This is a genomic window from Sphingosinicellaceae bacterium, assembly GCA_019285715.1.
Classification (GTDB): domain Bacteria; phylum Pseudomonadota; class Alphaproteobacteria; order Sphingomonadales; family Sphingomonadaceae; genus Glacieibacterium.
The window spans coordinates 1,913,642-1,936,699 of the sequence record CP079108.1; the positions used below are offsets into that span (position 1 = coordinate 1,913,642).

Consider the following 23,058-nt stretch of genomic DNA (forward strand, 5'->3'; position numbering starts at 1 on the left):
CGCGGACTTTCGTTCGGAGTGCGGAGCAAAGATACGCACATTAGCCTTTCGAGCACAACTCGAATGTTGGGCGTGGGATCGCAAGCATTTTGCTGTAGCGGTCAACCTAACTGTGCAAGGGCAAGGGAGCGGGCCTGTGAAGCGGGGATTTTTGGCGGCGGTGGTGCTGGCAGCGGCAGTTTCGCCCTGTGCGGTGATCGCCGCCGGTATCGGCATCATGCCCGGCCAATGGGATATCGCGGTGACGACCGAGAGCATGGAGATGGAGGGCATGCCGCCCGGCGCCGCCAACGCGATGCGCGGCAAGGCGGTTCACCTGCAGCATTGCATCACCCCGGCCGACGCCGCCAAGGGCCCGCAGGAGATGCTGAAGTCCGACAAGTCATGTACTTTCGGCCGGATCTCCACGACCGGAAACGTCGTCCACGCCGAGATCACCTGCAAGCCAGCGGGCGGCGGCACGATGCACTCGGTCAGCGACTCGACCTACACCCCGACCGGCTTCACCTCCCACGGGCGTACGGTGATGACCGGACAGATGAAGATGACGGTGGTCGCGACGACGGTGGGCAAGCGCGTCGGGGCGTGCACGAAGTAGGAGCGGGACGCAGGTTCGGTTGAAGCTCGGTTGTCATCCCGGCGTCGGTTGTCATCCCCGCGCAGGCGGGGACCCATGATCACCGAGTTCGAGACTTGAGGCGATGGCCGGTGTTCATGGGTCCCCGCCTGCGCGGGGATGACAATGAGAGAGGCTAGGTGTCCGTTACAGCAGGAACACGCCCTCGATCACCGTCACGCACTTTCCCCCGAGCACCACCCGGTCGCCCTCCAACCGGCAGGTCAGGTGCCCACCGCGCGCGCTTGCCTGGAACGCCGTGAAGCGGTCACGGCCGAGGCGCTTGGCCCAGTAGGGCACGATGACGGCGTGGGCGGAGCCGGTGACCGGGTCCTCGTCGATGCCCGCACCGGGTGCGAAGGCGCGGCTGACGATGTCGGCTCCGGAGGGATCGCCGTCGCCGGGCGCGGTCGCGATGCACAGCGAGTCGCCGTCATCGCTGGCGTCGCCGTCGCTGAGCGCGGCCAATGCACGGAAGTCGGGCTTCAGCGCGCGGACCTCGGCGGCGGTGGCATAAACTGCGACCAGATAGCCACCGCTGCGAGTCAGGATTTCGTCCGGCGTCGCCCCGAGTGCCTCGGCGAAGCCGGGCATCGGGTTGGGGGTCGCGGGCCACGCCGGCAGCGACATGCTCAGCGCGTCGCCGTCGCGGGCTACCGACAGGATACCGGCCTTGCGGGTCGAGAAGCGCACCATGTCGCGGGCCGGTTCGCGCGTCAGCAGGTAGTGGCCGCTGGCGAAGGTCGCGTGCCCGCACATCGCGGCTTCGACCGTCGGGGTGAACCAGCGCAGGTCGTAGTCGGCTTCACTGGTGTCGGTCCGCGCGACGAGGAAGGCGGTCTCCGACAGGTTGTTCTCCATCGCGATGGCCTGCAGCGCCGCGTCCTCGAGCCACGCGTCCAGCGGCATCACAGCGGCCGAATTGCCCGCGAACGCCCGGTCGGCGAAGGCGTCGATCTGGTCGAAGGGGACGCGCATCAGCAGGCCTTCTCGGCGGGGGAGTGGCCAGGGTCGTAATGGCCGACGGGGTCGACGTGGATCAGGATCTCGGCCCCCGGAAAGGCGGCGGCGACCCGCGCCTCGGTCTCGTCAACGATCTCGTGGGCGCAGGCGACGGTCATCAGGGGGTCGAGCCAGATGTGGAACTGGATGAAGTCGGTGACGCCGCTGGAGCGGGTGCGGAGCTCGTGGATGCCCTCGACACGCGCGACGCCCGACACGGCGATCAGCAGCCGCTGGCGCTTCTCCTCGGGCCATTCCTTGTCCATCAGCATGTCGACCGCGGCGCGGGCCGAGCGCAGCGCGCCGACGACCAGGTAGACCGCGATGCCGATGCCGAACGCCGCATCCGCCCCGTGCAGCCCGACGATGAGCTCGAGCACCAGCGCCGCGATGACGGCGATATTGAGCAGCAGGTCGGACTGGTAGTGGAGCTGGTCGGTGGCGATCGCGACCGAGCCGGTCAGGCGGACGACATGGCGCTGGTACAGCACCAGCAGGCCACTCAGCACGACGCCGATCGTCGAGACGCCGATGCCGAGGTCGGCGCGCACCGGAAGCTCGGTGACGCTGAACTGCAGCACCGCGCGCCAGCCGATGCCGAGGCCCGACGCGACGATCAGCAGCGTCTGGAGCAGCGCCGCGATCGCCTCCGCCTTGCCGTGGCCGAAGCGGTGGTCGTCGTCGGCGGGTTGCGCGGCGAGGCCGACCGCGAACAGGGTCATCAGCGAGGCCGCAAGGTCGAGCGTCGTGTCGGCCAGGCTGCCGAGCATCGTCATCGACCCTGTCGCATACGCCGCCCACGCCTTGAGGCCGAGCAGGACCACCGCGACCGTCGACGACGCCAGCGCCGCCCGACGTGTCAGGGTGCCGCGTTCGGCCCTCGTCACGACCGGAGCCCTGTCACGGGTAGAGCAGCCCGCTCGTCCAGCCGTCGCCGGAGCGGGTGAACAGCGTGCGGTCGTGGAGCCGGTTCGGGCGGTCCTGCCAGAACTCGATGGCGGCGGGCACGATGCGGAAGCCCGACCAGCGCGGCGGGCGCGGGACGTCGCCGCCTTCGAAGCGCGCGGTCGCGTCGGCCAGCCGGGTCTCGAACGCGGCGCGGTCGGGCATCGGCCGCGACTGGTCCGACGCCCAGGCGCCGAGCTGCGAGGTCCGCGGCCGCCCGGCGAAATAGGCGTCCGCCTCGGCATCGGGCACCAACTCCGCATCGCCGCCCATGCGGATCTGGCGGAGCCGCGACTTCCAGTGGAAATCGGCGTGGACCGCGGGGTTGGCGGCAAGCTCGCGGCCCTTGCGGCTGTCGAGGTTGGTGTAGAACACGAAGCCACGTCGGTCCCATGCCTTCAGCAGCACGATGCGGACGGAGGGGCGCCCGGCGGGTGTCGCGGTCGCGAGCGCCATCGCGTTGGCATCGTTCGGCTCGCTGTCACGGGCCTCGGCGTACCAGTCGGCGAACCAGTCGAAAGGGTCGGTGTGCATGGCGCCTGATAGGACGCAAAGCGGCCGCGCGAAACCTCCTGCGATGATTGGCCCCGCACCCCGGCTCGGTGAAGCCGGCCCAGTGTGTGCCATCGGCCACAGCCGCCAAGCTCGATCTTGAAAGGCGATATTATTGTGGAACCGCTGGGCGCCCTGCAAATTGTTGCCGTTTAACCCCGCATCGGACACGTCGCGTCCGCCTGCCGGGGCATATCCGGGGCGAGCAGCCGGTAGGAACGACACGATGTTTTCGGCTTTAGAGCAAGCCTTGGTTGCAGACAATTCACCCCCACACGTCCTCGTCGTGGACGATGAAGTCCTGATCCGCATGATCATGGCGGACGAGTTGCGCGACGCCGGCTACCAGGTCATCGAAGCCTCGAGCGCCGACGAAGGACTGGCCTTGCTGTCGGCTGGCGTGTCGGTCGACTTGATGATCACCGACGTCCGGATGCCGGGCGACCTCGACGGGCTGGCATTGGCCAAGGCGGCGCGGCGCTTGCGGCCCGAACTCGCGATCATCGTCAGCTCGGGGCATGTCCGGTCTGCCGACAGCGACTTGGCGGGTGTCGTCGACGCCTATCTGCCCAAGCCCTATCTGCCGGTGCAGCTGATCGAGATGGCGCGCGGGCTGCTGGCCGACGCCTCTTGAGCAGACGCCCCGACGCGCCGACGGCGCTCGCCCTGCTGGCCGAGCCCGACGTCATCGCCCGGCACACGCTCGCGGAGTTCCTCCGCAATTGCGGGCTGCACGTGGTCGAAGCGGCGACCAGTGAAGCAGCGATCGCGGTGTTCAACGAGTCCGGGTTCGACATCGACATCCTGCTGTGTGACGCAAAGCTGGGCGGCGAACTCGGCGGCTTCGGACTGGCGCGCTGGGTTCGCGAGCATCGCCCCGCGGTCGACATCGAGTTGACCGGCAGTCTCGCCGCGACCGCGGGCGCCGCGCACGAGATCTGCGAGGAAGTTTCGAAAGGTGAGGTGTCGAAACCCGACCATTCGAAATCCGATCAGCCGAAGCCCGACCAGTGGCGCCCCGAGCCGTCGAAGCTTCGCCCGGGCGAGGACCCCCAGAGCGTCGTCGACCGCATCCTGCAGCTGCGCGCGGCGCGGGACCGCAACCGCTAGACCGCGACGACCTCGACCTCGTGCCCCGCGATCGTCGCCGTGTCGCCGACGCGCTTGCCGATCAGCGCGCGGGCCAGCGGCGAGACATACGACACGCTGCCGTTCGCCGGGTCGGCCTCGTCCTCGCCGACGATGGCGTAAGTCTGGCGGCGGCCGTCGTCACGCTCGAAGCTGACCGTGCTGCCGAACACCGCGGTGCCGTCGTGGGGCTGCGGCTCTACTAGCTGTGCGCTCGCCCGCCGTGCCGACCAATAGCGCAGGTCGCGCGTCGCCCGTGCCATCGCGGTGCGGTCGGCGGAGATCGCGCCGCCCGCCTGCGCGTCGGCATAAGCGGCCTTGGCCGCGGTCAGCTCGGCATCGAGCGCGGCGAGGCCGGCCGGGGTGACGAGGTTCGGGTGGACCGAGATCGGCCGGTCGGGCAGGTCGGCGGCGACCGCCTCGCTGTCGGACTCTTTGGTGAAGGCAACGCTCATGGGCCTAACTTAGGGGGTCGGGGGCGCAAACCCAACCTCCCGGCTCCCCGTCATCCCGGCGAACGCCGGGACCCATCTCCCGAATTCAGGTGATGGGTCCCGGCGTTCGCCGGGATGACGGCGAAGAACCTCCACCCCACGCTTTACACCGCCGATTGTGTTGCCCATTTAAGCCGTGTTGCGCGGCAACCACAGTCGCGTTCGTCAAAAGCTGCTATCGGACGACACATGAGAGACCCGTACACCGTACTCGGCGTCGCGCGCGGCGCCACCGATGCCGAAATCAAGAAGGCGTATCGCAAGATCGCCAAGGACAATCATCCCGACCGCAATGCCGGGAACGCCGTCAAGCTCGAGCGCTTCAAGGAGGCCTCGGCGGCGAATACCATGCTCACCGACCCCGACCTCCGCGCGCGCTTCGACCGCGGCGAGATCGATGCCGACGGCCAGCCCAAGGCGCCGCCAGGTTTCGGCGGGGGAGGCGGGGGCTTCGGCGGCGGCGGCGCCCAGGGCCCGTGGGGTGCGCGTTCCGGCGGCGGCGCATCCAACTTCGAGTTCGGCAGCGGCGGTGGTGACGCCGGCGACCTGTTCTCGGAGCTGTTCGGTCGCGGCCGCAGCCCATTCGGCAATGGCGGCGGCGGTGGCGGCGGCTTCGAGGAGCAATTGCGCCGCCAGGCCCCCAAGGGCGCCGACGTCGCCTACCGCCTGTCGGTGCCGTTCGAGGATGCCGCCATCCTCAAGCCGCAGCGCATCACGCTGAAGAACGGCAAGACCCTCGACCTCAAGCTGCCGCCGGGCTTCTCGTCCGAGAAACCGCTGCGCATGGGCGGGCAGGGCGAGGCCGGGCCGGGCGGAACCGGTGACGCGCTGATCACGCTCGACGTCGCGCCGCACCGCTTCTTCAAGCGCGAGGGCCACGACATCCGCCTCGATCTCGCGGTCACGCTCGACGAGGCCGTCGACGGCGCCAAGGTCAGGGTGCCGACCGTCGATGGTCCGGTGACGCTGACGGTTGCGCCGGGGTCGACCTCGGGCCGCGTCCTGCGCCTGAGGGGGCGCGGCTTCACCCGCGCCGACGGCACCCGCGGCGACCTGCTTGCGACACTGGTGATCGATCTGCCCGCCGACGATCCCGAGCTTCGTGCGTTCACGCAAACGTGGAAAGATACGCGCAAGGTCCGGCAAAGCCTGGGGGTGGATTGATCGCCGACGCGCTTCGCCGGTATTCGCCGGGCTGGCTCAAGCGGTTCCTGCGGACGCGGGGTTGCCGGGTCGTGGCGAAAACCATTACCGGCAGCTGGGCGGATGGCTTCGTTCACGCCGGCAACCTTGCCTATCTGTCGCTGCTGACGCTGTTCCCGTTCTTCATCGTCGTCGCCTCGGTGGCGGGCGCGCTCGGCCGCACCGATGCCGGAATCGCCGCGGTACACAGCTTCCTGCATACGGTGCCGAAGGATGTCGGCGTGCTCGTCGCCAAGCCGATCGCCGACGTCATCGCGGCGCGGTCGAGTTCAGGATTGCTGACGGTCGGCCTGTTGCTGACCTTGTGGACGGTCAGCGGCTTCATCGAGACGATCCGCGACATCATCCGCAAGGCCTATAACAGCCCCGGACTGCTGCCGGTCTGGCGCTACCGTATCGGCGCGATCGCGATGATCGTCAGTGCGGTGATGCTGATGCTGATCGCCTTTGCCGCGCAGGTCGCGCTGACCGCAGTCGAGCAGTTCGTCTTTCGGGTGTTTCCGGTGGCGGCCGACCTGCTGCACTGGCTCGGCATCGGGCGGCTGGCACCGGCAGCCATATTGTTCGTCGCGCTCTACCTGGTGTTCTACGCGCTGACCCCGCGCCGTTTCCGCGACGGCACCTGCCCGATCTGGCCCGGCGCACTGTTCACCGCCGCGGTCTGGATCGGCACGACGATGCTGCTGCCGATGATCATCGGGTATTTCGGCAACTACTCGATCACATATGGTTCGCTGGCCGGGGTCATCGTTGCGCTGTTGTTCTTCTATATCATCGGCTTGGGGCTGGTCGCCGGCGCGCACCTCAACGCGGCGCTGGCGATTGTCCCGAAAAGGGGCCAAGAGCGCGGCTGCGCGGTTGAATGAGACCGCGGCTGACGGATGTGGAGAATGATTTGCCCGGATTGATGCAGGGGAAGCGCGGCCTGATCATGGGCGTTGCCAACGACCGCAGCCTGGCGTGGGGCATCGCCCAGGCCGTCTCGGCACAGGGCGGCGAGATCGCCTTCAGCTACCAGGGCGAGGCGCTCGAAAAGCGCGTACGACCGCTCGCGGCATCGCTGGGCAGCGACTTCCTGGTGGAATGCGATGTCTCGGATACCGCCTCGCTCGACGGCTGTTTCGCCGAGGTCGCGGCCAAGTGGCCGACCATCGATTTTCTCGTCCACGCCATCGGCTTTTCCGACAAGAACGAACTCCGCGGTCGCTACGTCGACACCAGCGCCGACAATTTCACCCAGACCATGAACGTCAGCGTCTACAGCTTCACCGCCTGCGCGCAGCGGGCGCTGGCGATGATGCCGGACGGCGGCTCGATGCTGACGCTCAGCTATTACGGCGCCGAGAAGGTCATCCCGCACTACAACGTCATGGGCGTCGCCAAGGCGGCGCTGGAGACCAGCGTGCGCTACCTCGCGATGGACCTGGGAGCCAACAAGGTCCGCGTCAACGCGATCTCGGCCGGCCCGATCAAGACGCTGGCGGCGTCGGGCATCGGCGACTTCCGCTACATCCTGAAGTGGAACGAGTACAACTCGCCCCTGCGCCGCAACGTCACCATCGAGGACGTCGGCGGCGCCGCCGTCTACCTGCTCAGCGACCTCGCGAGCGGCGTCACCGGCGAGATCCACCACGTCGACGCGGGCTACAACGTCATCGGCATGAAGGCCGAGGACGCCCCGGATATCGCGACGGCCTGAGGCTCGATACTGATTGTCATCCCGGGCCCCGTTGTCATCCCGGGCTTGACCCGGGACCCAGCTAACCTCGGAGTCCGAGCGCTGGGTTAACTGGGTCCCGGGTCAAGCCCGGGACGACAATGGACCCCCGGGCAAAGCCCTAAATGACCCGAAATCCACTCCAAGTCATTGATTTCATTAGAACCAGTTTCGACAACCCCCGCACAGGCCTAAAGTTCGAACCACTCGGCTCGCCTACAGCCCCGTATAGCCCCGGAACCACGCCACGAACCGCGGCAGTCCCTCGTCCAGCGTGACCTTCGGATCATACCCCAGGTTGTCCCGCGACTTGCCGATCTCGGCATGGGTCGCCAGCACGTCGCCCGGCGGCAGCGGCACCTCCTCGATGATCGCCTGGCGCCCGGTGGCGGCCTCGATGATCGACAGGAAGCGCGTCAGCTCCTCCGACCGGTCGTTGCCCAGGTTGTAGATGAAGTGGGGCCTTGTCCCCGCCGGCGGCCGGTCGAGCGCCGCCAGCACGCCTGCGACGATGTCGTCGACGTAGGTGAAGTCCCGGCTCATCCGCCCGCCGTTGTTGAGCCGTATGGTCGTGCCCCGTAGCACGGCTTCCGTGAACAGCCACGGTGCCATGTCGGGCCGTCCCCACGGGCCGTAGACGGTAAAGAACCGCAGGCCGGTCTGCGGGATGTGGAACAGGTGGGCGTACGCATCGCTCATCAGCTCGTCGGCGCGCTTGGTCGCGGCGTACAGCGACACCGGATGGTCGACCGCGTCACCGACCTCGAACGGCAGCTTGGCATTGCCGCCATAGACCGATGACGACGAGGCATAGACGAGGTGCTTGCTGCCGCGCGCCCGCGCCAGCTCGAGCACGTTGAGGTGCCCCGCCAGGTTGCTCCGGACATAGTCGTGCGGCTGCTCGAGAGAGTGGCGGACGCCGGCCTGTGCGCCGAGGTGGACGATGCGGTCGAAGCTGTCGGGCAGGGCGGTCAGCACGCTCATCTCGGCAAAGTCGCCCTCGACGAAGCTGAAGTCACCGGTCAGCCGCTCCAGTCGCGCGTGCTTCAGCGCCACCGGGTAGTAGGTGTTGAGGTTGTCGATGCCGACGACGCTCTCGCCGCGCGCCAGCAGCGCTTCGGCGACCGCCGCCCCGATGAATCCGGCGACCCCGGTAACCAGCACTGCCATAACGCAACCCCTCGCAATGAGCGCTCAATGCCGTCCGCGACCGCGGCTGTCGAGGCCCGCCGTGCCACTCCGTCTTGTCAGTGGCGTACAGTTCCGCCACAAGCCGGCAAAACAAGGGATGGCCGCTTGGAGCCCGTCACAGCGTCGATACTAACCGGGGTAGCGGCGCTGGCGATCGCGCTGCCGATCGGTCTCTACGCCCGCCCGCTCGGCGAGCGCTTTGCGCTCCTCGATTTCCCGGACACCGATGGCGGCCGCAAGCGCCATGCCACGATCACCCCGTTGGTCGGCGGTATCGCGCTGGCGCTCGTCGCGCTGGTCAGTTGCGCGCTGACCGTAGTTCTCGTGCCCGCCGGGCCGTGGGTGGTCCAGCACCTGATCTGGCTCGGCAGCGTCACTGGGGCGATGTACATAGTCGGCTTCTTCGACGACCGCTTCCACCTTAGTCCGGTGCTCCGCCTCGGGCTCGCGGTCGGCGCGCTGTTGCTGGCGCTGGTCCATGCGCCCGACTACTCGCTCGGAATCCTGCGCTTCGCCGGGCAGGACAGCGTGCTGCCGCTCGGTTCGTCTGGCGATGCGTTCGCGCTGCTGTGCCTGGTCGGGCTGCTCAACGCGGTCAACATGGCGGACGGCAAGAACGGCATCATCCTGTGCCTTGGGCTGGTCTGGACACTCGTGCTTGCCTGCCACCTGCCCGCATCGTTTGCGCCGGTGCTGAGCGGCATCGGCGTGGCACTCGCGACGATGCTGGTGTTCAACCTCAACGGCCGCTTGTTCATGGGCGACGGCGGCAGCTATGCGCTGTCGGCGCTGTTCGGCCTGCTGGCGATCTACGCCTACAACAATGACTTCGAGGCGATGCGCGCCGATGATGTCGCGGTGATGTTTGCGATTCCGGTGTTCGACACGGTGCGCCTGATGACGGTACGCGCGCTGTCCGGCCGCTCGCCGTTCCTCGGCGACCGCAATCACCTCCACCACCACCTCCACCAGCGTTTCGGATGGCCGAGCGGCCTCGTCGTCTATGTCGCCCTGGTCGCGCTGCCCAACGCGGCAGCGCTGCTGTTGCCGGGCACCGGGCTGGTCTGGCTGGGTGTCAGCCTGGCACTTTATGCCGCGGCGTTATGGGCGACGCGGTGGCATCGCTTGCCAAGCCCCGCCGGCTGACCTAGTCGACCGCTCCGCCGATGGGGCGTCGCCAAGTGGTAAGGCACCGGTTTTTGGTACCGGCATTCGCAGGTTCGAATCCTGCCGCCCCAGCCAGACTTCATTTAAGTTGATGAAATAGCTAAGATCGTACACGCCACGCTCGCGCCGCGCCGAACGATTCTGCCAATCCGCTGTGTAAATGAGTCACTCGCTTTATGGCATGTTTGTAACACGCTTACCGTCGCTGCCGTATATTGTGCTCGCGCTGTGTCCATATTTTAACTGCGGGAGCCACATCGTTGTGCAGGTCGCGCTCGACACATCAAGATGAGTGAAAGTCCGAATGCGGTGCGCGAGCCCGGCCTGAACGTCTGGACATCAGGCCTCGCTGCCGCAAAGCTGCCGGTCGGCAGTTGCCCAAGATCGGTCATCCCAAAGCTTTCGCCTCCCGCCTGCAAGCGGGTGGGAGCTAAGTCCCGCGCGGTTCTGCAACTTCGTAAACGCGCCGGTCGATTTCACCGATGCCCAGGCTCTGCCAAGCCGCACGCCAGTCAGCAATGTGCGTAAAGGCGAAGCGGCGATCCAAGGCGCCCTGATTGGTCGCATCTTTTTCACGTGGATGAGGCCAAGGCCGGACACATCCTCGGAGTACCCATATTCGACGCACCGCGTCTCCAGCCGACTGGCATCAGACATGCGCTTCATGTCTGGGGGGCGAGGTCCAAGTTCGAACCGTTCCAACAATTCATTAACATGCACGACTCGCATCGGTGCGACTTTGCGATGGGAAGGGTCGGCTATCGGTCTAGCTGCGCTCGAAACGAGTATTCGCAACCGCGCGCCTATAGTCGGCTATATTATCCAGTAGGGTCTGCTGCACGAGCGCGAGCAACCTGCTATGGCGATACTGGCGTCATAGGCGCTTTGCCTGGTATCGGATGGACATGGTCCACATCACAAACGATTTGCCTGAATTGCACCGCGGATAACTTCAGACTGAATGGTTGATACGGGTATAAGCCCCACTCCCCCGCAGCCATGGGCCCGGACAGGAGAGCCAGATGGCCCTCCTGTCCTCAGACTAGCGCGATAAGTCAGGTAGATCGCGTTACGTGGCGGCAAACTGCCTCTTCCGCAGTGCTCCCCCGACCGCGCCGAAACCGACGAGCATCATGGCCCAGGTTGCCGGCTCCGGCACGGCTCCGACTGAGGCGCCGCTCAGGGACGTTGCGGCCGCAGAAATTCCGCGGGGTTGGCCCTTCGCCCACTCAGCCGCGGTGATCACCCGGATGGCAGCGAGGGCGAAATTGTTGCCGGCGTCAGCACCGGTCAGGTCATAGATCGTGACGGTCAGCTTGGTGCCGGTCGGAATGAAACGCGCCTCCATGCCCTGCCAGATCCCGACACCGAACTCGGCGTGCCACTGGCCAAGCAGCTGGTCGCCCTGGCCGTTGCCGAGGTTATAATAGGCCGCGAATACCGGACGGTTGGTGTTCGACAGTGTCGCGAACCAATTGTCGAAGACATACTCGGTTCCCGCCACGAACTTGATATTATCCTCGCGCCAGACGACTGAATTCTTCTTCAGCGAGCCGTTTGCGATGAGATAGTTGCCCATCCCGCTCTCATGACCATAAGCGAGGTCGGTGATAGCCGGAAGACCACCGGCGAAGTTGTGGGGGTTTGAGCCGATGGTGTAGGTTCCGGCACGCGCCAAGACATCCTTGGCGGGCGCTATGTACTTGAGCGAGCTGGTAAACCCGGTATTTCCAGCTTTGAAGTCGCCGTTCCGGACTTGATTGGCCACGGCGATGACAGGTAGATTTATCAGCACCGCGGCTGCCAGAAGAACTTTCATGATCGAGCTTCTCCCTTTTAGGGAGTGGACCTCCCCTTTGCTGGCTCAGGCTTGGACCAGCTTCCTTAGATTCGAATGCATGCCCACGCCCACGGTCCAAAAACCGTGAGCAGCGATGCCAAAGCGTCATTAGCACATGCGATCGACCCAACGAGGTCGACCCGCCATCGCTTTCGGGCGGGTTGTCGACTAGAAACTATCCCCCACCGGGTTTACCGGATTGACGGCGCCACGTGACAACGCCGAGCAACCGGTGAGGCGAGTAAGTTGAGCGGCAAGTGGAGGCCGAGCTTGGCGTAGCAGTGCTGTTCGGCGACTCGATCGACTCGGCCTTGCTCTGCGTGAGTGCACTCAGCGCGCCGCTGGCAAACCACCCGCCGACTTGTCCCCACCCAGAAGCGCTCACTGGGGTAAAGAACGAAAGCCCGGTAGGCTCGGCGCAGCCGTCCCAGGAGCAGACTATGGCCCGCGTGACCTTCCGCAGCCGGATCGAAAACGCGCGCGACCTGCCGGCGCGGTGCGCGTTGCGGGTGACCAACTTCGGCCTGGTCAAGGCCGCACTCGGCGGTCGCTACAACCGCGCGGTTGCCGCCCACCGGACACGACTACCGGCCCTGACCGGCATCGACGCCGCGATCGTCACCGCCATGCGACGCGACGGCATCTATATAACCTCGCTGGCCGCACTTGGGCTGCCCGACGCCCCGGAGGTGTTAGCAACGGCGCAGCGGCTATCGACCGACTTCGCCGAAACCGCCCGCAGGCGGGTGCGCGAGGGGCACGACTTCAACATCGTCCCCCCCGACGAAGTCGCCGCGCATCCAGCGTTGTTTCAGCTCGGCCTCCATGACCGGTTGCTCGACATTGCCGAGGCGTATCTTGGGCTGCCAGTCGCCTATGACGGTATCCACATCATCTACACGGTCGCCGATGGGCGCGCAGTGTCGACCCGGCAATGGCACCGCGACTGGGAAGACCGGCGCATGCTCAAGATGGTCGTCTATTGTAACGACGTCGGACCCGATGACGGCCCCCTGCAGGTTCTCAGCCGTGCCGACGGCGTGCAGACCGACGAAGCCGGCTATCGCTATGAAACCTGCAGCCCCGGTGAGATGGCAGCCCAGTTCGGGCTCAACTTCGAACACGATGTCGTCAGTTGCGTCGGGCCGGCCGGCACCGTCGTGTTCACCGACACCGCGCGCTATTTCCATCGCGGCCAGCCAGCGGTCGCGAAGGATCGCCAGGCGCTGTTTTACAGTTATTTCGCGCGGTCGCCGCGGCATCCCTTCTTTTGTGAGCGATCGGGGCTGTCGCGCCGCCAGATCGCGGAACTCGCCGAGGGCCTGCCGGAGCGCCAGCGGGCTGCGACGCTGTGGCGGCAGGACCTACCTGTGACGCTGCGGCTGATCCCACCCCATCGGCTGTAAACCGTTTTTATTCGGGTCTACGCTCCCCGCTGCTTACCCGTCGACGATGATCTCGATCGCGCGGTCGACACTGGCTTCGGACAGCGTCGGAAAGATGGGCAGGCACAGTATCTGCTTGGCCGTGCGGCGCGCCACCGGCATCGGCTGTCGTGCCGATGGCAGGTCGCGATACATCGGCATGTCGCTGATCAGGGGACAGAAATAGCGTCGCGCCATGATGCCGTTATGTTGGAGCTGACGGTGGAGAGTATCGCGGTCGCGCGGGCTCTCGTCGCCGACCAGGATCGGGAAGTACGCGTTGTTTGCCGTAACGCCAGCCATGGTGCCGAAGCACGTGATCCCCGGCACTCCCGCGAGCGCCGCGCGGTAGCGATTGGCGATCCGCCCGCGCGCCGCGATGGCGGCGTCGATGTGCGTCAACTGGAGCATGCCGAAGGCCGCCTGGAACTCGTTCATCTTGTAGTTGCCGCCGGTGGCGACGACCTCCAGTTCGCCAGCGTAGCCGAAGTTCTTCAGCCGATCGATGCGAGCCTTGGTACGCGCGTCGGGGCAGATGATCGCGCCACCCTCGAAGGTGTTGAAGACTTTCGTGGCATGGAAGCTGAGCGTGGACAGGTCGCCGTAACGCAGCACGCTACTGTTGTTGACGCGCACCCCGAACGCATGCGCTGCGTCGTAGACAACCTTGAGATCGTAAAGCTCCGCGATCGTCTGGATGCGGTCTACATCGCACGGGTGGCCGTAGCAGTGGACCGGCAGGATGGCCCGGGTGGCGGGGGTGATCGCGCGTTCGATGGCAGCAGGACTGAGATTGCAGGTGGCTGGGTCGATGTCGACGAACACTGGCCGCAAGCCCTCGGCGGCGAGCGCGTGCGTCGTCGCGACGAACGAGAAGGGTGTCGTGATGACCTCCCCCGACAGCCGCAGCGCCTTGATCGCGACGGTCAGCGCGGCCGTGCCGTTGGAAACGAGTGCGAGATGGTCGACACCGAGATAGGAGGCCAGCGCAGCTTCAAGCTCCTGGTGGAACGGTCCGTTGTTGGTGAGCCAGCGGTTGTTCCAGATCGTCTGCAGGTAGGGGATGAAGTCTTCGAGCGGCGGCAGCAGCGGCTCGGTGACATGCGTGATGCTGGCCGGCATCTGCGGTGCCAGTGGCGTCGCAATCCTGCGCAAGCGGCTCATTCGCGGCCTCCGGAAATGTCGTAGGGAGTAGCATCGTGGATGGCAGGCTCGACCGAGCGCCGGTAGCCGGCATCGCTCCGGTAGCCCGAATAACTGTAGTAACTCGACGATACCGTGCGAGCGACCGACCGGTTCAGGATGGTGCCGAGCAGCGGCGTCGGATGCAGCATTCGCAGTGCCTCCGCGAGATCCTCGCTGCGCGTCCGCCCTTCCTCAACGACCAGCAGCACGCCATCGACGTGGCGGGCGATGATCATCATCTCGTCGGCTTCGAGGATCGGCGGCGTGTCGATTATGCACACTGGTGCCCCGGGCGTGGCGCGCAGCTCCTCGAACAGGGTGGTGCCGCGCGGCGACGCAAGTAGGTCGGCCGAGTTGTCCAGCGCCTCGCGTACCGGCAGCAGTCGCAACCGTTCGCCGACACGACAGCCAACCTCAGCAAGCCGCTGGCGGCCGCGCAGATAGTCCTCGGCACCGGCGCAGCCCGGCAAGCCGAAACGATCGCGTACGGTGGGACGGCGCAGGTCGAGGTCGACCAAGAACGTCGGCTGAATCTGGCTCAGCGCGGCGGCCAGGTTGGCGGCGACGAAGGATTTGCCGTTGCGCGGCTGGGTCGAGGTCACGGCAACGATTCGCCCGCCGCCGGGTGCCAGTCGGCGCAGGACCTGAGAACGCAGCAGCACAAACGGCTGCGCGCGCTCATCCATCGTCTCGAAGCTGAAGATATTGTTGTTCAGCAACAGGTTGCGGTCGAGCTTGACCTCTGGTGCGCCGGCCAGCGGCGCCCTCGCCAGCCGGTCGACGCGGGGTTCGCCACGCAGCGGCAGCGACGTGAAATCGAGACTGTAGCGTGGTTCAGTCTTCATCCGGCTGCTCTCCGCAATCGCCATGGCATGAACCGCTCGAGGCCGCGCCGCAGGCCCAGCGAAGGCCCTGACTTCATGTTCGGTATCGTGGTCAGCGGGGCTTCCCCGGTCAGCCGGGCGATGGCCCGCGCGCCGTTGATCCAGCCGCTCATCAATTCGAGCGCGAGGGCCAGCACCAGGCCGAGGCCGAGGCCGCCCTGCGCGCCGATCAGCAGCAGCTTGAGCGGCTGCGGACTGATCGGCTCGGTCGGCATCGTCGGCGGATCGACGACCTTGAACCGCTCGCCCTTGTCCTCGATCTGCAGGTTGGCGGCGACCTGCGCTTCCAGCTGCTTCTCGCGGGTCGCCGCGTATTGGGTCCGCAGCCCTTCGACATCGCTGTCGAGATTGTGCATCTCATAAGCCGCCTGCGGGGACAGGGAGAGCTGGCGCTCACCGGTGGCAATGGCCGCGAGCAATTGCGCGCGCCGCTGGCTGAGCACCGCGATCCGGTTGCGGCCACCGTTGATCTCGGCGGCCAGACTGCCAGCGAAATTGTGGGCCGGCGGCTCGTCGCGTTCTGCCTGCCGCGCCAGTTCTAGGGCTTCGCGCGCTGCGATCACGTCGGGGTGCGAATCCGACAGGGTGGCACGGAGCCGCGCGAGGGCCTGCTCGGCGCGCCGCACTTCGGCATGGCCCGGCGCTTCGATGGCCTGCATTTCCTGCGATCGACCTGCCAGCAGTACGTTTTGCTGGTTGATCGCCTGAATCTCGCTGTCGATGCGCGACACCTCGGAGCGCAGCGCCGATCCCGCCTGCATGGCGAGCGTCGCCTGTTCCGGCAACGCGCCGGCATAACGGGATTGAATGTCGCGCCGCCGGTTCTCGAGCTCGACGAGCCGGTCGCGCAGTTCGTCGGCACGGGTCTTCAGGAAGCTGACGGCACCCGAGGCCTGGGCGGTGCGGAGCATCTTGTCGGCATGGATGAACATGCCGGTCAGCGTGCTGGCGACCCGATAGGCGCGCTGCGGCTCGCCGTAGCGGAACGACAGGCTGAAGGCGATCGTCGGGTCGCCGCCCTTGGCGGTGCCGCTCGCGTTGCCGGCACTGGCGCTGACGAGATCGACGCTGATTGCATCGTGCATGCCAGACAGGATCTGGTCGATCGGCTGCTTGGCGCGTTCTTCCGGGTACAGGCCCTCCTTCGCCACCAGGCGGAGCAGGTTGTCGCGGCTGAGAATTTGCTGCCGGATCTTGGCGATGCGCTCGTCGGCCAGGCTATTGAACGGCGATGCGACGAGCGTGGCCGGGATTTCGGGCGACTCGATGAGCAACGTCGACGAGGCCCGGTAGACCTTGGGCATAACCGTGCCGGCGATGACCGCGGCAATGGTGCCGAGCACCGCGGGGACGGCGATCAGGGTGCGTCTGCGCCAGGCGATGCCGAGCACCTCGTTGATGCCGATGCCCCCAGCGGGCTCATGAACGTCAGGACGGTTCATCGCCGCCACTGCAGGCTCATGCCGGCATAGCCGCTGCTCAAGGCACTGCCGACGCCGAGGTCGCGCTGGCGGTATTCGAGCCTGCTGCCGAGGGTCAGCGCCTTGGTAAAGCGCCAGTCTAGCGTACAGCGCGCCGTCGCCGCGCTCAGCGTCGGTGCCGCTCCAACGCCGCTTCGTGAGGCGCGCTGATAGTCGGCCGCCAGCCCGAGATCCCAATATTCCCCGATGGCGCGATGGACGTTACCCCCGACGGCAAGGCGCTTCTGCAACGTGCCGATGGCGCTGGCTTGCGAGGCCAGCGAGGCATCGAGGCAGGCGCGATTGCGCTCGCCGCGCACGCAGAGCTCGCCGCGACCGCTGAAGTTGATCGCAGCGCTGCCGGCCAGGCGGTCGCGGACGCGTTCAAAGCCGGCTTCGGTGGTAAGATGGACGGCCGGTCCGAATTGCCGGTCCAGCGTCGCCAGTACCGACTGCGTTTCGAACTGGCCGGTGTTGCTGACGTCGCTGCGGTTGCCGAGCACGGCGATGCCGAGGCTGGTGCGTCCCGACAGCCGACGGGCGACCCGCAGTTCCGCCGTGTAGACCTTGCTTGTGCCGAGCGCGCGACTGTCGGAAAAGCGGGCGGAGGTGAAATCCAGTCGCGGCGTGATCGTTGTCCGCGCGCTCGGTGTCCAGGTCAGCGAGGTCGCCGCATCCCAGGCATTGCGGGTGCTGCGCGGGTCGACGGTGGTATCGACCGCCTCGGTCAGGATATCGGCCGAGATGTCGCGATTGAAGCTGAGCGATGCTCTTCCGGTCAGCCGTTCGTCGTGCCGCACGATGCCCTCGGCGCGGGCCTGGCCGAGCAGGAAGCTGCCGTAGCGGCGGCTGTAATTACGCGAGGTCAGGATGCCGTTGAGCGCCAGTGTCGAACCCGTGTCACCGGTCCAGGTGGCGCCCGGCTTGATCGACACGTCGCCAACCAGCGCCGACCGGTCGCTGCCACCAAGTAGCAACGGGTTGTTCGCGGCGGTCACGTCGCCTTCGGCGGCAAGGTCGTACTTCACCGACGCCCCCGCCCGGTTGGAGGGCAACGCCAGGAGCATCGAACCCAGGGACAGCAGGGCACAGACGCGCCAGTCATGCTGGGAGCTCATGGAATGACAAGGACATCGCCGCTCCCGAGCACGGGCAAGGACTTGGCCTGCGGGCCGCTGCCGAGGCCGCGGCTGCCCTTGAGCACGTCGGCAAGCCGGACGCGTTCGACGGACTGGCCCTGGTCGGTCTGGCGCAGGATCACCGCGTTATCGACATCGGCGAACTCGACCGTGCCGCCGGCAAGGCTGAGCGCCTGGATTACGTTGATGGCGCGCCCGACCGAATAGCCGCCGGGCGTCCGCACCTTGCCGACCACGTAAAAGCGCGAGCCGGCGGTGTCCTTCACGGCCACCGTCACGTTGGGGACGCCGGTGCGGTAGTTGCCCTTGATACGGTCGGTGATGGCGCCGGCGACTTCAGGCGCGGTGCGGCCCTCGGCGGCTATGGTCCCCGCGAGCGGAAAGGCGAAAGTGCCGTCGGGCAGGACTCGGACCGCTCGCTGCATGCGCTCCTCGCCCCAGACGAAGACCTCGAGCTCGTCGCCGGCGTTGATCCGGTACTCGAGCGCGACGGCTTTCGCGGCTGTGGCACCACCGAGCGGCGGCGTGACGGCTTTCGCCGCCGCGGCGCCACTGAGCGGCCAGCCGAACGCCACGCAAACCGCCAGGGTGGCGGCCAGTGTGCGCGAAACAGCCCGGTTCGCCACCGGACCTCCCATCGTGCTGACCGACCAAACCGTCATCGCGCTCCCCAGTTGCCCAACCCCGCTGTTATGACCCCGTGGCCTCGAGAATGGGATCGGGCCTAACCTGTGCTGAATTCTAGGAGCGGCATTACAGGGCGCGTGTGGGTTGCCTAGCTCGACTGGGCACGGCGGCAAAAGTTGTTGTCGCGTTGCTTGGGAGAACTAGGAGCATAGTTTGCGCCCGCCCATTCGCCGCTGGTTTTGGTACTCTTGCTCTGATGTAGCAGCGGCGTCGATCGACGCCGCTGGGGGGTGCGTCGATCAGTAATCGCTTAATGGGGAGGCAGCCTATGGCCACGATGATCGACGCCACGCCGTCCGCGCTCCCGCCGATCGCGACAGCGTTATGGCCGGTCCAGACGGACATCCCGTCCCGGCGGCCACCCGAAACGGCGCGGTTTCTCGGGTTCAGCTTCCACAACGCCGATGCCGGGGCCGTGGTTGAAACACTGGCGTCCCGACCGATCGACGCGCCATTCGCGTATATTGTGACGCCAAACGTCGATCACGTCGTCCGGCTGGAGCGCATCCGGTCCGATCTGTGGCCAGCGTATCGACGGGCCTGGATCACGCTGTGCGACAGCCGCATCCTTGGCCGACTGGCAGCGTCGGCGGGGGTTACGCTGCCGATCATTCCCGGCAGTGACCTGACCGCTGCGGTGCTTGAGCATGTCGTGCGTCCTGACGACCGTATCGCCGTCGTCGGTGGCAGCGCTGCGATGATCGACGGCATCCGCGACCGCTACGGCCTCACCAACCTCGTCCATTACAACCCGCCGATGGGGTTTATCCACAGTGCCCTCGAGCGCGCCCATGCCATCGGCTTCCTGATCGACGCCAAGGCACGCTTCAGCTTTCTCGCCGTCGGCTCGCCCCAGCAGGAAATCCTCGCCTACCAGGTCGCCCGCAGCGGCGTCGCCACCGGCATCGGGCTGTGCGTCGGTGCCAGCCTGCAGTTCCTCACCAACGAGAAGAGCCGCGCGCCGCAGGTCGTGCAGTCGCTGGCCCTCGAGTGGCTGTACCGACTGGTGGTCGAGCCTCGTCGGATGTGGCGGCGCTATCTCGTCGACGGCCCGCACATCTTCGCCATCTTCCAGCAGTGGCGGCGTTCAACCTAGCTAGCGTTCGGCTACTGCCGCGTGGGGCCCGTCGGCGGGATTGGCCGCGATCCAGTCGATCAGCGCTTGGTAGCGCGGCGATGTCTTCTGGTCGACACCCTCGAGTGCCGACCAATTCCCCCATTTGCCCGGTGTGCCGATGATGCCGAAGTTCATGTACAGCGAGCCGCCGGCAGCCTTGAAGGCGGTGTAGTTCGCGGTCTCCAGCTCATGGAATTCGGGTCGTCGCTGCAGGTTCGCCAGGAAGGTCGTATAGGCCTGATTCTGGTGTTGGCTGGGCGGCGTGTATTCGCCGAAGCCGCTCTCATAGGTGACAAGGCGCAGGCCGTTTTCGGCGGCCTTGCGGGCGTGATAAACATAGTAAGGCGCGTTGAACGTCGCGATCCGGTTGCGCAGAGCGGCTATGGCCCGGCCGTAGCCACCGTCGCTGTCCCGCCACCAGCTCATAACCGTGCCAGCCACCGCCGGCGTGTTCATCGTGCCGTCGTAGTAGCCGGTGATGGCGTACTCGTCGAAATAGTCGCTGGCGCGGACGTGGTTACCGGCGCTGTCGACCCAGTGCTCGGTGTTCAGACCCAGATCCTCCAGCCCCTGCCAGCCGAACTGCGTATTGTAGACGACCAGCACCCGCCCGGGATCGCCGCGGGGATTGTTGCCGTCATGGCGTACCGCCTCGCCGAAGACGGTATTCCAGATCGCGCCGACCTCGGCGGTTCGCTTGCCGTACCACTCCATCCATTTGACGTCGGCACCCAGTGTTTCGTGCGCCCGGCGTTCCGAGTAGCGCGCCTGGGGAAACGAGAAGTTCCAGACTTCGTTCGACAGCTCGACATGGATGCGGCGGCGGCCGTCGAGGTGATCGCGGACATAGGTCGCGAAGCCGCGAACATAGTCGTCACTGGCATTGATTGGCATGTTGAACCAGGGTTCGGCACCGGTGCGGTTGGCCAGTTCTACCAGCGCCTCGACCGGCACGCCGCGGCTGCCATCGGCCCAGCGCATAGTCTCGGGCCGGCTGCGATCCGCCCAGTCGAGCTGCGGTGCCCGGCGCTGGCCGATTTCAGAGGTGATCGGCGCCCCCGCCTTGTCGAAGATGGTGTTGGTGTTCATCCAATCCATGAAGCGCAGTGTGTGAAACGGCCTGATCTTCTCGACGAAGGCCGGGTTGAAGGTCTCGCCGGCCTCATAGCGCGGCAACAGGTCCTCGCGGATCAGGTGCACGTCGCGCAACGGGTCGGCGGGGTCGATCGTGGTGATGTCGATCGACAGCGTGCCGTCCTGCGCGGACTGGACCAGCAGCCGCCCGGGTCGATTCTCGACGACCTGCGCGCCGCCGGTGGTGGCGACGGACAGCGTGCCGCGACCGGAATATAGCACCACGTAACGGGCAGCCGGCGGCGCGGCGGGATTGTTGTGCAAAACGTTCAGGTGGACGCGCCGGTAGTTGGCCCCGGGCGGCAGCGCCGTCACCCAGCCCCGGGCATCACGCGGGACGGGTTCGCCGGTATCATAGGTCGCATCGGATTGTGGCAGCCACTGGCCGGACGCCTTTACCAGGTCGATGACCGGCAGCGCCGGGCTCCAGTAAGCCAGTCCGTCGAGATTGGTGCCGATCGCGAGATGACCGGCGGCGACAGGCTGGACCACCACGATGTCGGCAGCGCGCGACGCGGAACGGTCGCTGCACGCGGTCATCGACAGTAGAAGACTTATTGCAACACTGGCATGGGCGGCGACGATGCCAAGTCGTGAACTTTCGCCATCCTCATTAATGCCCACTGTCAATTACCTTCCGAATACACTCGCGAAATATACCAAGATAATTCTCGATGATTACCATGTACTGGAGTAATTAGAAGTCCACACCATATCATGAACTAGGATACCTGGAACACGTTGCTGTCCATGGGGGATTATCGTGACATTCCGAGATTCGGCGCTGCCAGAAGGTTTCACCGCATGACGCGGCCGCGCGTCCTGCTGCTGGCCGAGGTGGCGAACCCCGAGTTCGTCAGCGTGCCGCTGATCGCGTGGAGTCTGTCCGAAGCGATCGGCCGGAATGTCGATGCCCACATGGTCACCCATGTCCGCAACCGCGACGCCATCCTTCGCCAGGGTTGGCGCGAGGGCGAGGATTTTACCATCCTCGACACCGAATGGGCGACGCGGCGAATCTGGGATCTGGCCCGGCTGCTGGGCGGCCGTGACAACAAGGGTTGGACGATCCACCAGGCGCTCGCGCCGCTCGGCTGCTTCGCCTTCGAGGAGACGGCGTGGCGGCGCTTCAAGCCCGATCTCCTCGCCGGGCGCTTCGACATCGTCCACCGGATTACGCCGATGAGCCCGACGACGCCCAGCCTGCTCGGGCGGCGGCTGAAGCGGCTGGGTATCCCGTTCGTCGTCGGTCCGCTCAACGGCGGCGTGCCGTGGCCCCCCGGCTTCCAGGACCGCATGCGCCGCGAGCGCGAGGCGCTGTCGTACCTGCGCAGTGCCTTCAAGTTGATCCCCGGCTACCGCGCCATGCGCCGCGACGCTGCCGCGCTGTTGTCGGGGTCGCTATTCACGCTATCCGAAATGCCGGCGAGCGCCGCGCCACGCAGTTTCTATTTTCCCGAAAACGGCATCGATCCCGCACGGTTCGACAAGTCCCGGACACGCGCGGCCACCCTCCCGTTACGGGGTGCATTCATCGGTCGATTGGTGCCCTACAAAGCCGCTGACGTGCTCATCCGTGCTGCCGAACCGCTGCTGCGCTCGGGCAAGCTTCATCTCGACATCATCGGCGACGGGCCGGAGCGGGACTCTCTGGCGGCGCAAGTTGCGGGACTTGGCTTGGAAAGCCAGGTGACGCTGCACGGCAATATCGAGCACCGCTCCGTCCAGGATATCCTGTCCGAGTGCGATTTCCTCGCCTGTCCCAGCGTCCGCGAGTTCGGCGGCGGTGTCGTGCTCGAGGCGATGGCGCTTGGCGTCGTGCCGATCGTTGCGGACTACGGCGGCCAGACCGAGCTCCTCGATGACCAATGCGGCATTCGCATCCCGTTCACTGACGTCGCCAGCCTGGAGTGCGGTTTCCGCGAGGCCCTCGACGGATTGGCGCGCGATCCTGCCCGGCTCGATGCGATGGGCGTGCTGGCTCGGCAGCGTATCGCGGACCATTTCACTTGGGAGCGGAAGGCCGCGAAGATCCTCAAACTTTACGATTGGTGCCTTTATGGAGGCAATCGACCGGTTCTCGATGCGCTGCCGGCGGTGCACTCGCGGGTCGCGGAGCCTCAGGCCTTGCGGCGGTCGGTGCTCGCCGATGGCATCGTGGCAGGCTGAGCGG

Annotated in this window: 22 protein-coding genes and 1 tRNA gene; 11 read left to right on the top strand and 12 right to left on the bottom strand. The window is 66.3% G+C overall.

What is annotated here, in order from left to right; all coding sequences use genetic code 11:
- The first annotated feature begins 136 nt into the window (after window positions 1-136).
- The gene (locus KX816_08945) at window positions 137-598 is read left to right on the top strand and encodes a DUF3617 domain-containing protein (GenBank protein QXQ08085.1); all 462 of its coding nucleotides are present in this window, start codon (window positions 137-139) and stop codon (window positions 596-598) included.
- 165 nt (window positions 599-763) lie between these two features.
- On the opposite strand, the gene KX816_08950 is transcribed toward KX816_08945, so the two are convergent.
- Genes KX816_08950 through pdxH form a run of 3 tightly spaced genes read right to left on the bottom strand, consistent with a single transcriptional unit; the run spans window position 764 to window position 3,097 of the window.
- The gene (locus tag KX816_08950; protein QXQ08086.1) at window positions 764-1,594 is read right to left on the bottom strand and encodes a PhzF family phenazine biosynthesis protein; all 831 of its coding nucleotides are present in this window, start codon (window positions 1,592-1,594) and stop codon (window positions 764-766) included.
- Window positions 1,594-2,481 carry a cation diffusion facilitator family transporter gene (locus KX816_08955; GenBank protein ID QXQ08477.1) on the bottom strand — a complete coding sequence of 296 codons (888 nt, stop codon included), beginning with the start codon at window positions 2,479-2,481 and terminating at the stop codon, window positions 1,594-1,596. Before KX816_08955 ends, KX816_08950 begins: the two co-directional genes overlap by 1 nt.
- 37 nt (window positions 2,482-2,518) lie before the next feature.
- On the bottom strand, window positions 2,519-3,097 hold the full coding sequence (gene pdxH, locus KX816_08960; GenBank protein QXQ08087.1) for a pyridoxamine 5'-phosphate oxidase: 579 nt from the start codon (window positions 3,095-3,097) through the stop codon (window positions 2,519-2,521).
- A 304-nt stretch (window positions 3,098-3,401) separates the two neighbouring features.
- Between pdxH and KX816_08965 the strand changes: the two genes are divergently transcribed.
- Together KX816_08965 and KX816_08970 are read left to right on the top strand one after the other, a co-directional pair.
- Window positions 3,402-3,749: a response regulator gene (locus tag KX816_08965; protein QXQ08088.1), complete on the top strand. Its 348-nt coding sequence runs from the start codon at window positions 3,402-3,404 to the stop codon at window positions 3,747-3,749.
- Window positions 3,746-4,225, top strand: a complete 480-nt coding sequence (locus tag KX816_08970) for a hypothetical protein (protein ID QXQ08089.1) — start codon at window positions 3,746-3,748, stop codon at window positions 4,223-4,225. Before KX816_08965 ends, KX816_08970 begins: the two co-directional genes overlap by 4 nt.
- Here the strand turns inward: KX816_08970 and greA are convergent.
- Window positions 4,222-4,698 carry a transcription elongation factor GreA gene (gene greA, locus KX816_08975; protein QXQ08090.1) on the bottom strand — a complete coding sequence of 159 codons (477 nt, stop codon included), beginning with the start codon at window positions 4,696-4,698 and terminating at the stop codon, window positions 4,222-4,224. The genes KX816_08970 and greA overlap by 4 nt on opposite strands.
- Before the next feature lie 228 nt (window positions 4,699-4,926).
- On the opposite strand from greA, the gene KX816_08980 reads away from it, so the two are divergent.
- Genes KX816_08980 through fabI form a run of 3 tightly spaced genes read left to right on the top strand, consistent with a single transcriptional unit; the run spans window position 4,927 to window position 7,639 of the window.
- Window positions 4,927-5,901, top strand: a complete 975-nt coding sequence (locus KX816_08980; protein ID QXQ08091.1) for a DnaJ domain-containing protein — start codon at window positions 4,927-4,929, stop codon at window positions 5,899-5,901.
- A 47-nt stretch (window positions 5,902-5,948) separates the two neighbouring features.
- Entirely contained in the window at window positions 5,949-6,806 is an 858-nt protein-coding gene (locus KX816_08985; protein QXQ08478.1) for a YihY/virulence factor BrkB family protein, read from the top strand.
- A 41-nt stretch (window positions 6,807-6,847) separates the two neighbouring features.
- Window positions 6,848-7,639 carry an enoyl-ACP reductase FabI gene (gene fabI / locus KX816_08990; GenBank protein QXQ08479.1) on the top strand — a complete coding sequence of 264 codons (792 nt, stop codon included), beginning with the start codon at window positions 6,848-6,850 and terminating at the stop codon, window positions 7,637-7,639.
- 234 nt (window positions 7,640-7,873) lie between these two features.
- Here the strand turns inward: fabI and KX816_08995 are convergent, their stop codons facing one another.
- Window positions 7,874-8,827 (bottom strand): NAD-dependent epimerase/dehydratase family protein, encoded by a 954-nt coding sequence (locus tag KX816_08995; protein ID QXQ08092.1) that lies wholly within the window; start codon window positions 8,825-8,827, stop codon window positions 7,874-7,876.
- A 126-nt stretch (window positions 8,828-8,953) separates the two neighbouring features.
- On the opposite strand from KX816_08995, the gene KX816_09000 reads away from it, so the two are divergent.
- Entirely contained in the window at window positions 8,954-9,994 is a 1,041-nt protein-coding gene (locus KX816_09000; GenBank protein ID QXQ08093.1) for an undecaprenyl/decaprenyl-phosphate alpha-N-acetylglucosaminyl 1-phosphate transferase, read from the top strand.
- Between the two features lie 21 nt (window positions 9,995-10,015).
- Window positions 10,016-10,090: transfer RNA gene (locus KX816_09005), tRNA-Gln, on the top strand.
- Window positions 10,091-11,084: 994 nt separating this feature from the next.
- Here KX816_09005 and KX816_09010 read toward each other — a convergent pair.
- Entirely contained in the window at window positions 11,085-11,594 is a 510-nt protein-coding gene (locus KX816_09010; protein ID QXQ08480.1) for a PEPxxWA-CTERM sorting domain-containing protein, read from the bottom strand.
- A 701-nt stretch (window positions 11,595-12,295) separates the two neighbouring features.
- Between KX816_09010 and KX816_09015 the strand changes: the two genes are divergently transcribed.
- Complete coding sequence (locus tag KX816_09015) at window positions 12,296-13,261, top strand: hypothetical protein (GenBank protein QXQ08094.1); 966 nt, start codon at window positions 12,296-12,298, stop codon at window positions 13,259-13,261.
- A 33-nt stretch (window positions 13,262-13,294) separates the two neighbouring features.
- Here the strand turns inward: KX816_09015 and KX816_09020 are convergent, their stop codons facing one another.
- The 5 genes from KX816_09020 to KX816_09040 are packed head-to-tail and all read right to left on the bottom strand — an operon-like array spanning window position 13,295 to window position 18,609.
- Complete coding sequence (locus KX816_09020) at window positions 13,295-14,401, bottom strand: DegT/DnrJ/EryC1/StrS family aminotransferase (protein ID QXQ08481.1); 1,107 nt, start codon at window positions 14,399-14,401, stop codon at window positions 13,295-13,297.
- A 38-nt stretch (window positions 14,402-14,439) separates the two neighbouring features.
- Window positions 14,440-15,309 carry a CpsD/CapB family tyrosine-protein kinase gene (locus KX816_09025; protein ID QXQ08095.1) on the bottom strand — a complete coding sequence of 290 codons (870 nt, stop codon included), beginning with the start codon at window positions 15,307-15,309 and terminating at the stop codon, window positions 14,440-14,442.
- Window positions 15,306-16,790 (bottom strand): lipopolysaccharide biosynthesis protein, encoded by a 1,485-nt coding sequence (locus KX816_09030; protein ID QXQ08096.1) that lies wholly within the window; start codon window positions 16,788-16,790, stop codon window positions 15,306-15,308. Before KX816_09030 ends, KX816_09025 begins: the two co-directional genes overlap by 4 nt.
- Window positions 16,787-17,926 carry a hypothetical protein gene (locus KX816_09035; protein QXQ08097.1) on the bottom strand — a complete coding sequence of 380 codons (1,140 nt, stop codon included), beginning with the start codon at window positions 17,924-17,926 and terminating at the stop codon, window positions 16,787-16,789. The genes KX816_09030 and KX816_09035 overlap by 4 nt, the downstream gene beginning before the upstream one ends.
- Window positions 17,923-18,609, bottom strand: a complete 687-nt coding sequence (locus KX816_09040; GenBank protein QXQ08098.1) for a polysaccharide biosynthesis/export family protein — start codon at window positions 18,607-18,609, stop codon at window positions 17,923-17,925. The genes KX816_09035 and KX816_09040 overlap by 4 nt, the downstream gene beginning before the upstream one ends.
- A 302-nt stretch (window positions 18,610-18,911) precedes the next feature.
- Here KX816_09040 and KX816_09045 point away from each other — a divergent pair, with 302 nt between their 5' ends.
- Window positions 18,912-19,730, top strand: a complete 819-nt coding sequence (locus KX816_09045) for a WecB/TagA/CpsF family glycosyltransferase (protein QXQ08482.1) — start codon at window positions 18,912-18,914, stop codon at window positions 19,728-19,730.
- Here KX816_09045 and KX816_09050 read toward each other — a convergent pair whose 3' ends face one another.
- On the bottom strand, window positions 19,731-21,425 hold the full coding sequence (locus KX816_09050; GenBank protein QXQ08099.1) for a hypothetical protein: 1,695 nt from the start codon (window positions 21,423-21,425) through the stop codon (window positions 19,731-19,733).
- Between the two features lie 264 nt (window positions 21,426-21,689).
- Here KX816_09050 and KX816_09055 point away from each other — a divergent pair, with 264 nt between their 5' ends.
- Window positions 21,690-23,054, top strand: a complete 1,365-nt coding sequence (locus KX816_09055) for a glycosyltransferase family 4 protein (GenBank protein QXQ08100.1) — start codon at window positions 21,690-21,692, stop codon at window positions 23,052-23,054.
- The last annotated feature ends 4 nt before the right edge of the window (window positions 23,055-23,058 follow it).

Coding starts and splice junctions, on each gene's coding strand:
- KX816_09025 (QXQ08095.1), bottom strand. CDS start 15,309: ATGAAGACTGAACCACGCTACAGTCTCGATTTCACGTCGCTGCCGCTG.
- KX816_09050 (QXQ08099.1), bottom strand. CDS start 21,425: ATGACCGCGTGCAGCGACCGTTCCGCGTCGCGCGCTGCCGACATCGTG.
- KX816_09020 (QXQ08481.1), bottom strand. CDS start 14,401: ATGCCGGCCAGCATCACGCATGTCACCGAGCCGCTGCTGCCGCCGCTC.
- greA (QXQ08090.1), bottom strand. CDS start 4,698: ATGAGCGTTGCCTTCACCAAAGAGTCCGACAGCGAGGCGGTCGCCGCC.
- KX816_09015 (QXQ08094.1), top strand. CDS start 12,296: ATGGCCCGCGTGACCTTCCGCAGCCGGATCGAAAACGCGCGCGACCTG.
- KX816_09030 (QXQ08096.1), bottom strand. CDS start 16,790: ATGAACCGTCCTGACGTTCATGAGCCCGCTGGGGGCATCGGCATCAAC.
- pdxH (QXQ08087.1), bottom strand. CDS start 3,097: ATGCACACCGACCCTTTCGACTGGTTCGCCGACTGGTACGCCGAGGCC.
- KX816_09010 (QXQ08480.1), bottom strand. CDS start 11,594: ATGGGCAACTATCTCATCGCAAACGGCTCGCTGAAGAAGAATTCAGTC.
- KX816_08950 (QXQ08086.1), bottom strand. CDS start 1,594: ATGCGCGTCCCCTTCGACCAGATCGACGCCTTCGCCGACCGGGCGTTC.
- KX816_09055 (QXQ08100.1), top strand. CDS start 21,690: ATGACGCGGCCGCGCGTCCTGCTGCTGGCCGAGGTGGCGAACCCCGAG.
- KX816_09045 (QXQ08482.1), top strand. CDS start 18,912: ATGATCGACGCCACGCCGTCCGCGCTCCCGCCGATCGCGACAGCGTTA.
- KX816_09035 (QXQ08097.1), bottom strand. CDS start 17,926: ATGAGCTCCCAGCATGACTGGCGCGTCTGTGCCCTGCTGTCCCTGGGT.
- KX816_08980 (QXQ08091.1), top strand. CDS start 4,927: ATGAGAGACCCGTACACCGTACTCGGCGTCGCGCGCGGCGCCACCGAT.
- KX816_09040 (QXQ08098.1), bottom strand. CDS start 18,609: ATGACGGTTTGGTCGGTCAGCACGATGGGAGGTCCGGTGGCGAACCGG.
- KX816_08995 (QXQ08092.1), bottom strand. CDS start 8,827: ATGGCAGTGCTGGTTACCGGGGTCGCCGGATTCATCGGGGCGGCGGTC.
- fabI (QXQ08479.1), top strand. CDS start 6,848: ATGCAGGGGAAGCGCGGCCTGATCATGGGCGTTGCCAACGACCGCAGC.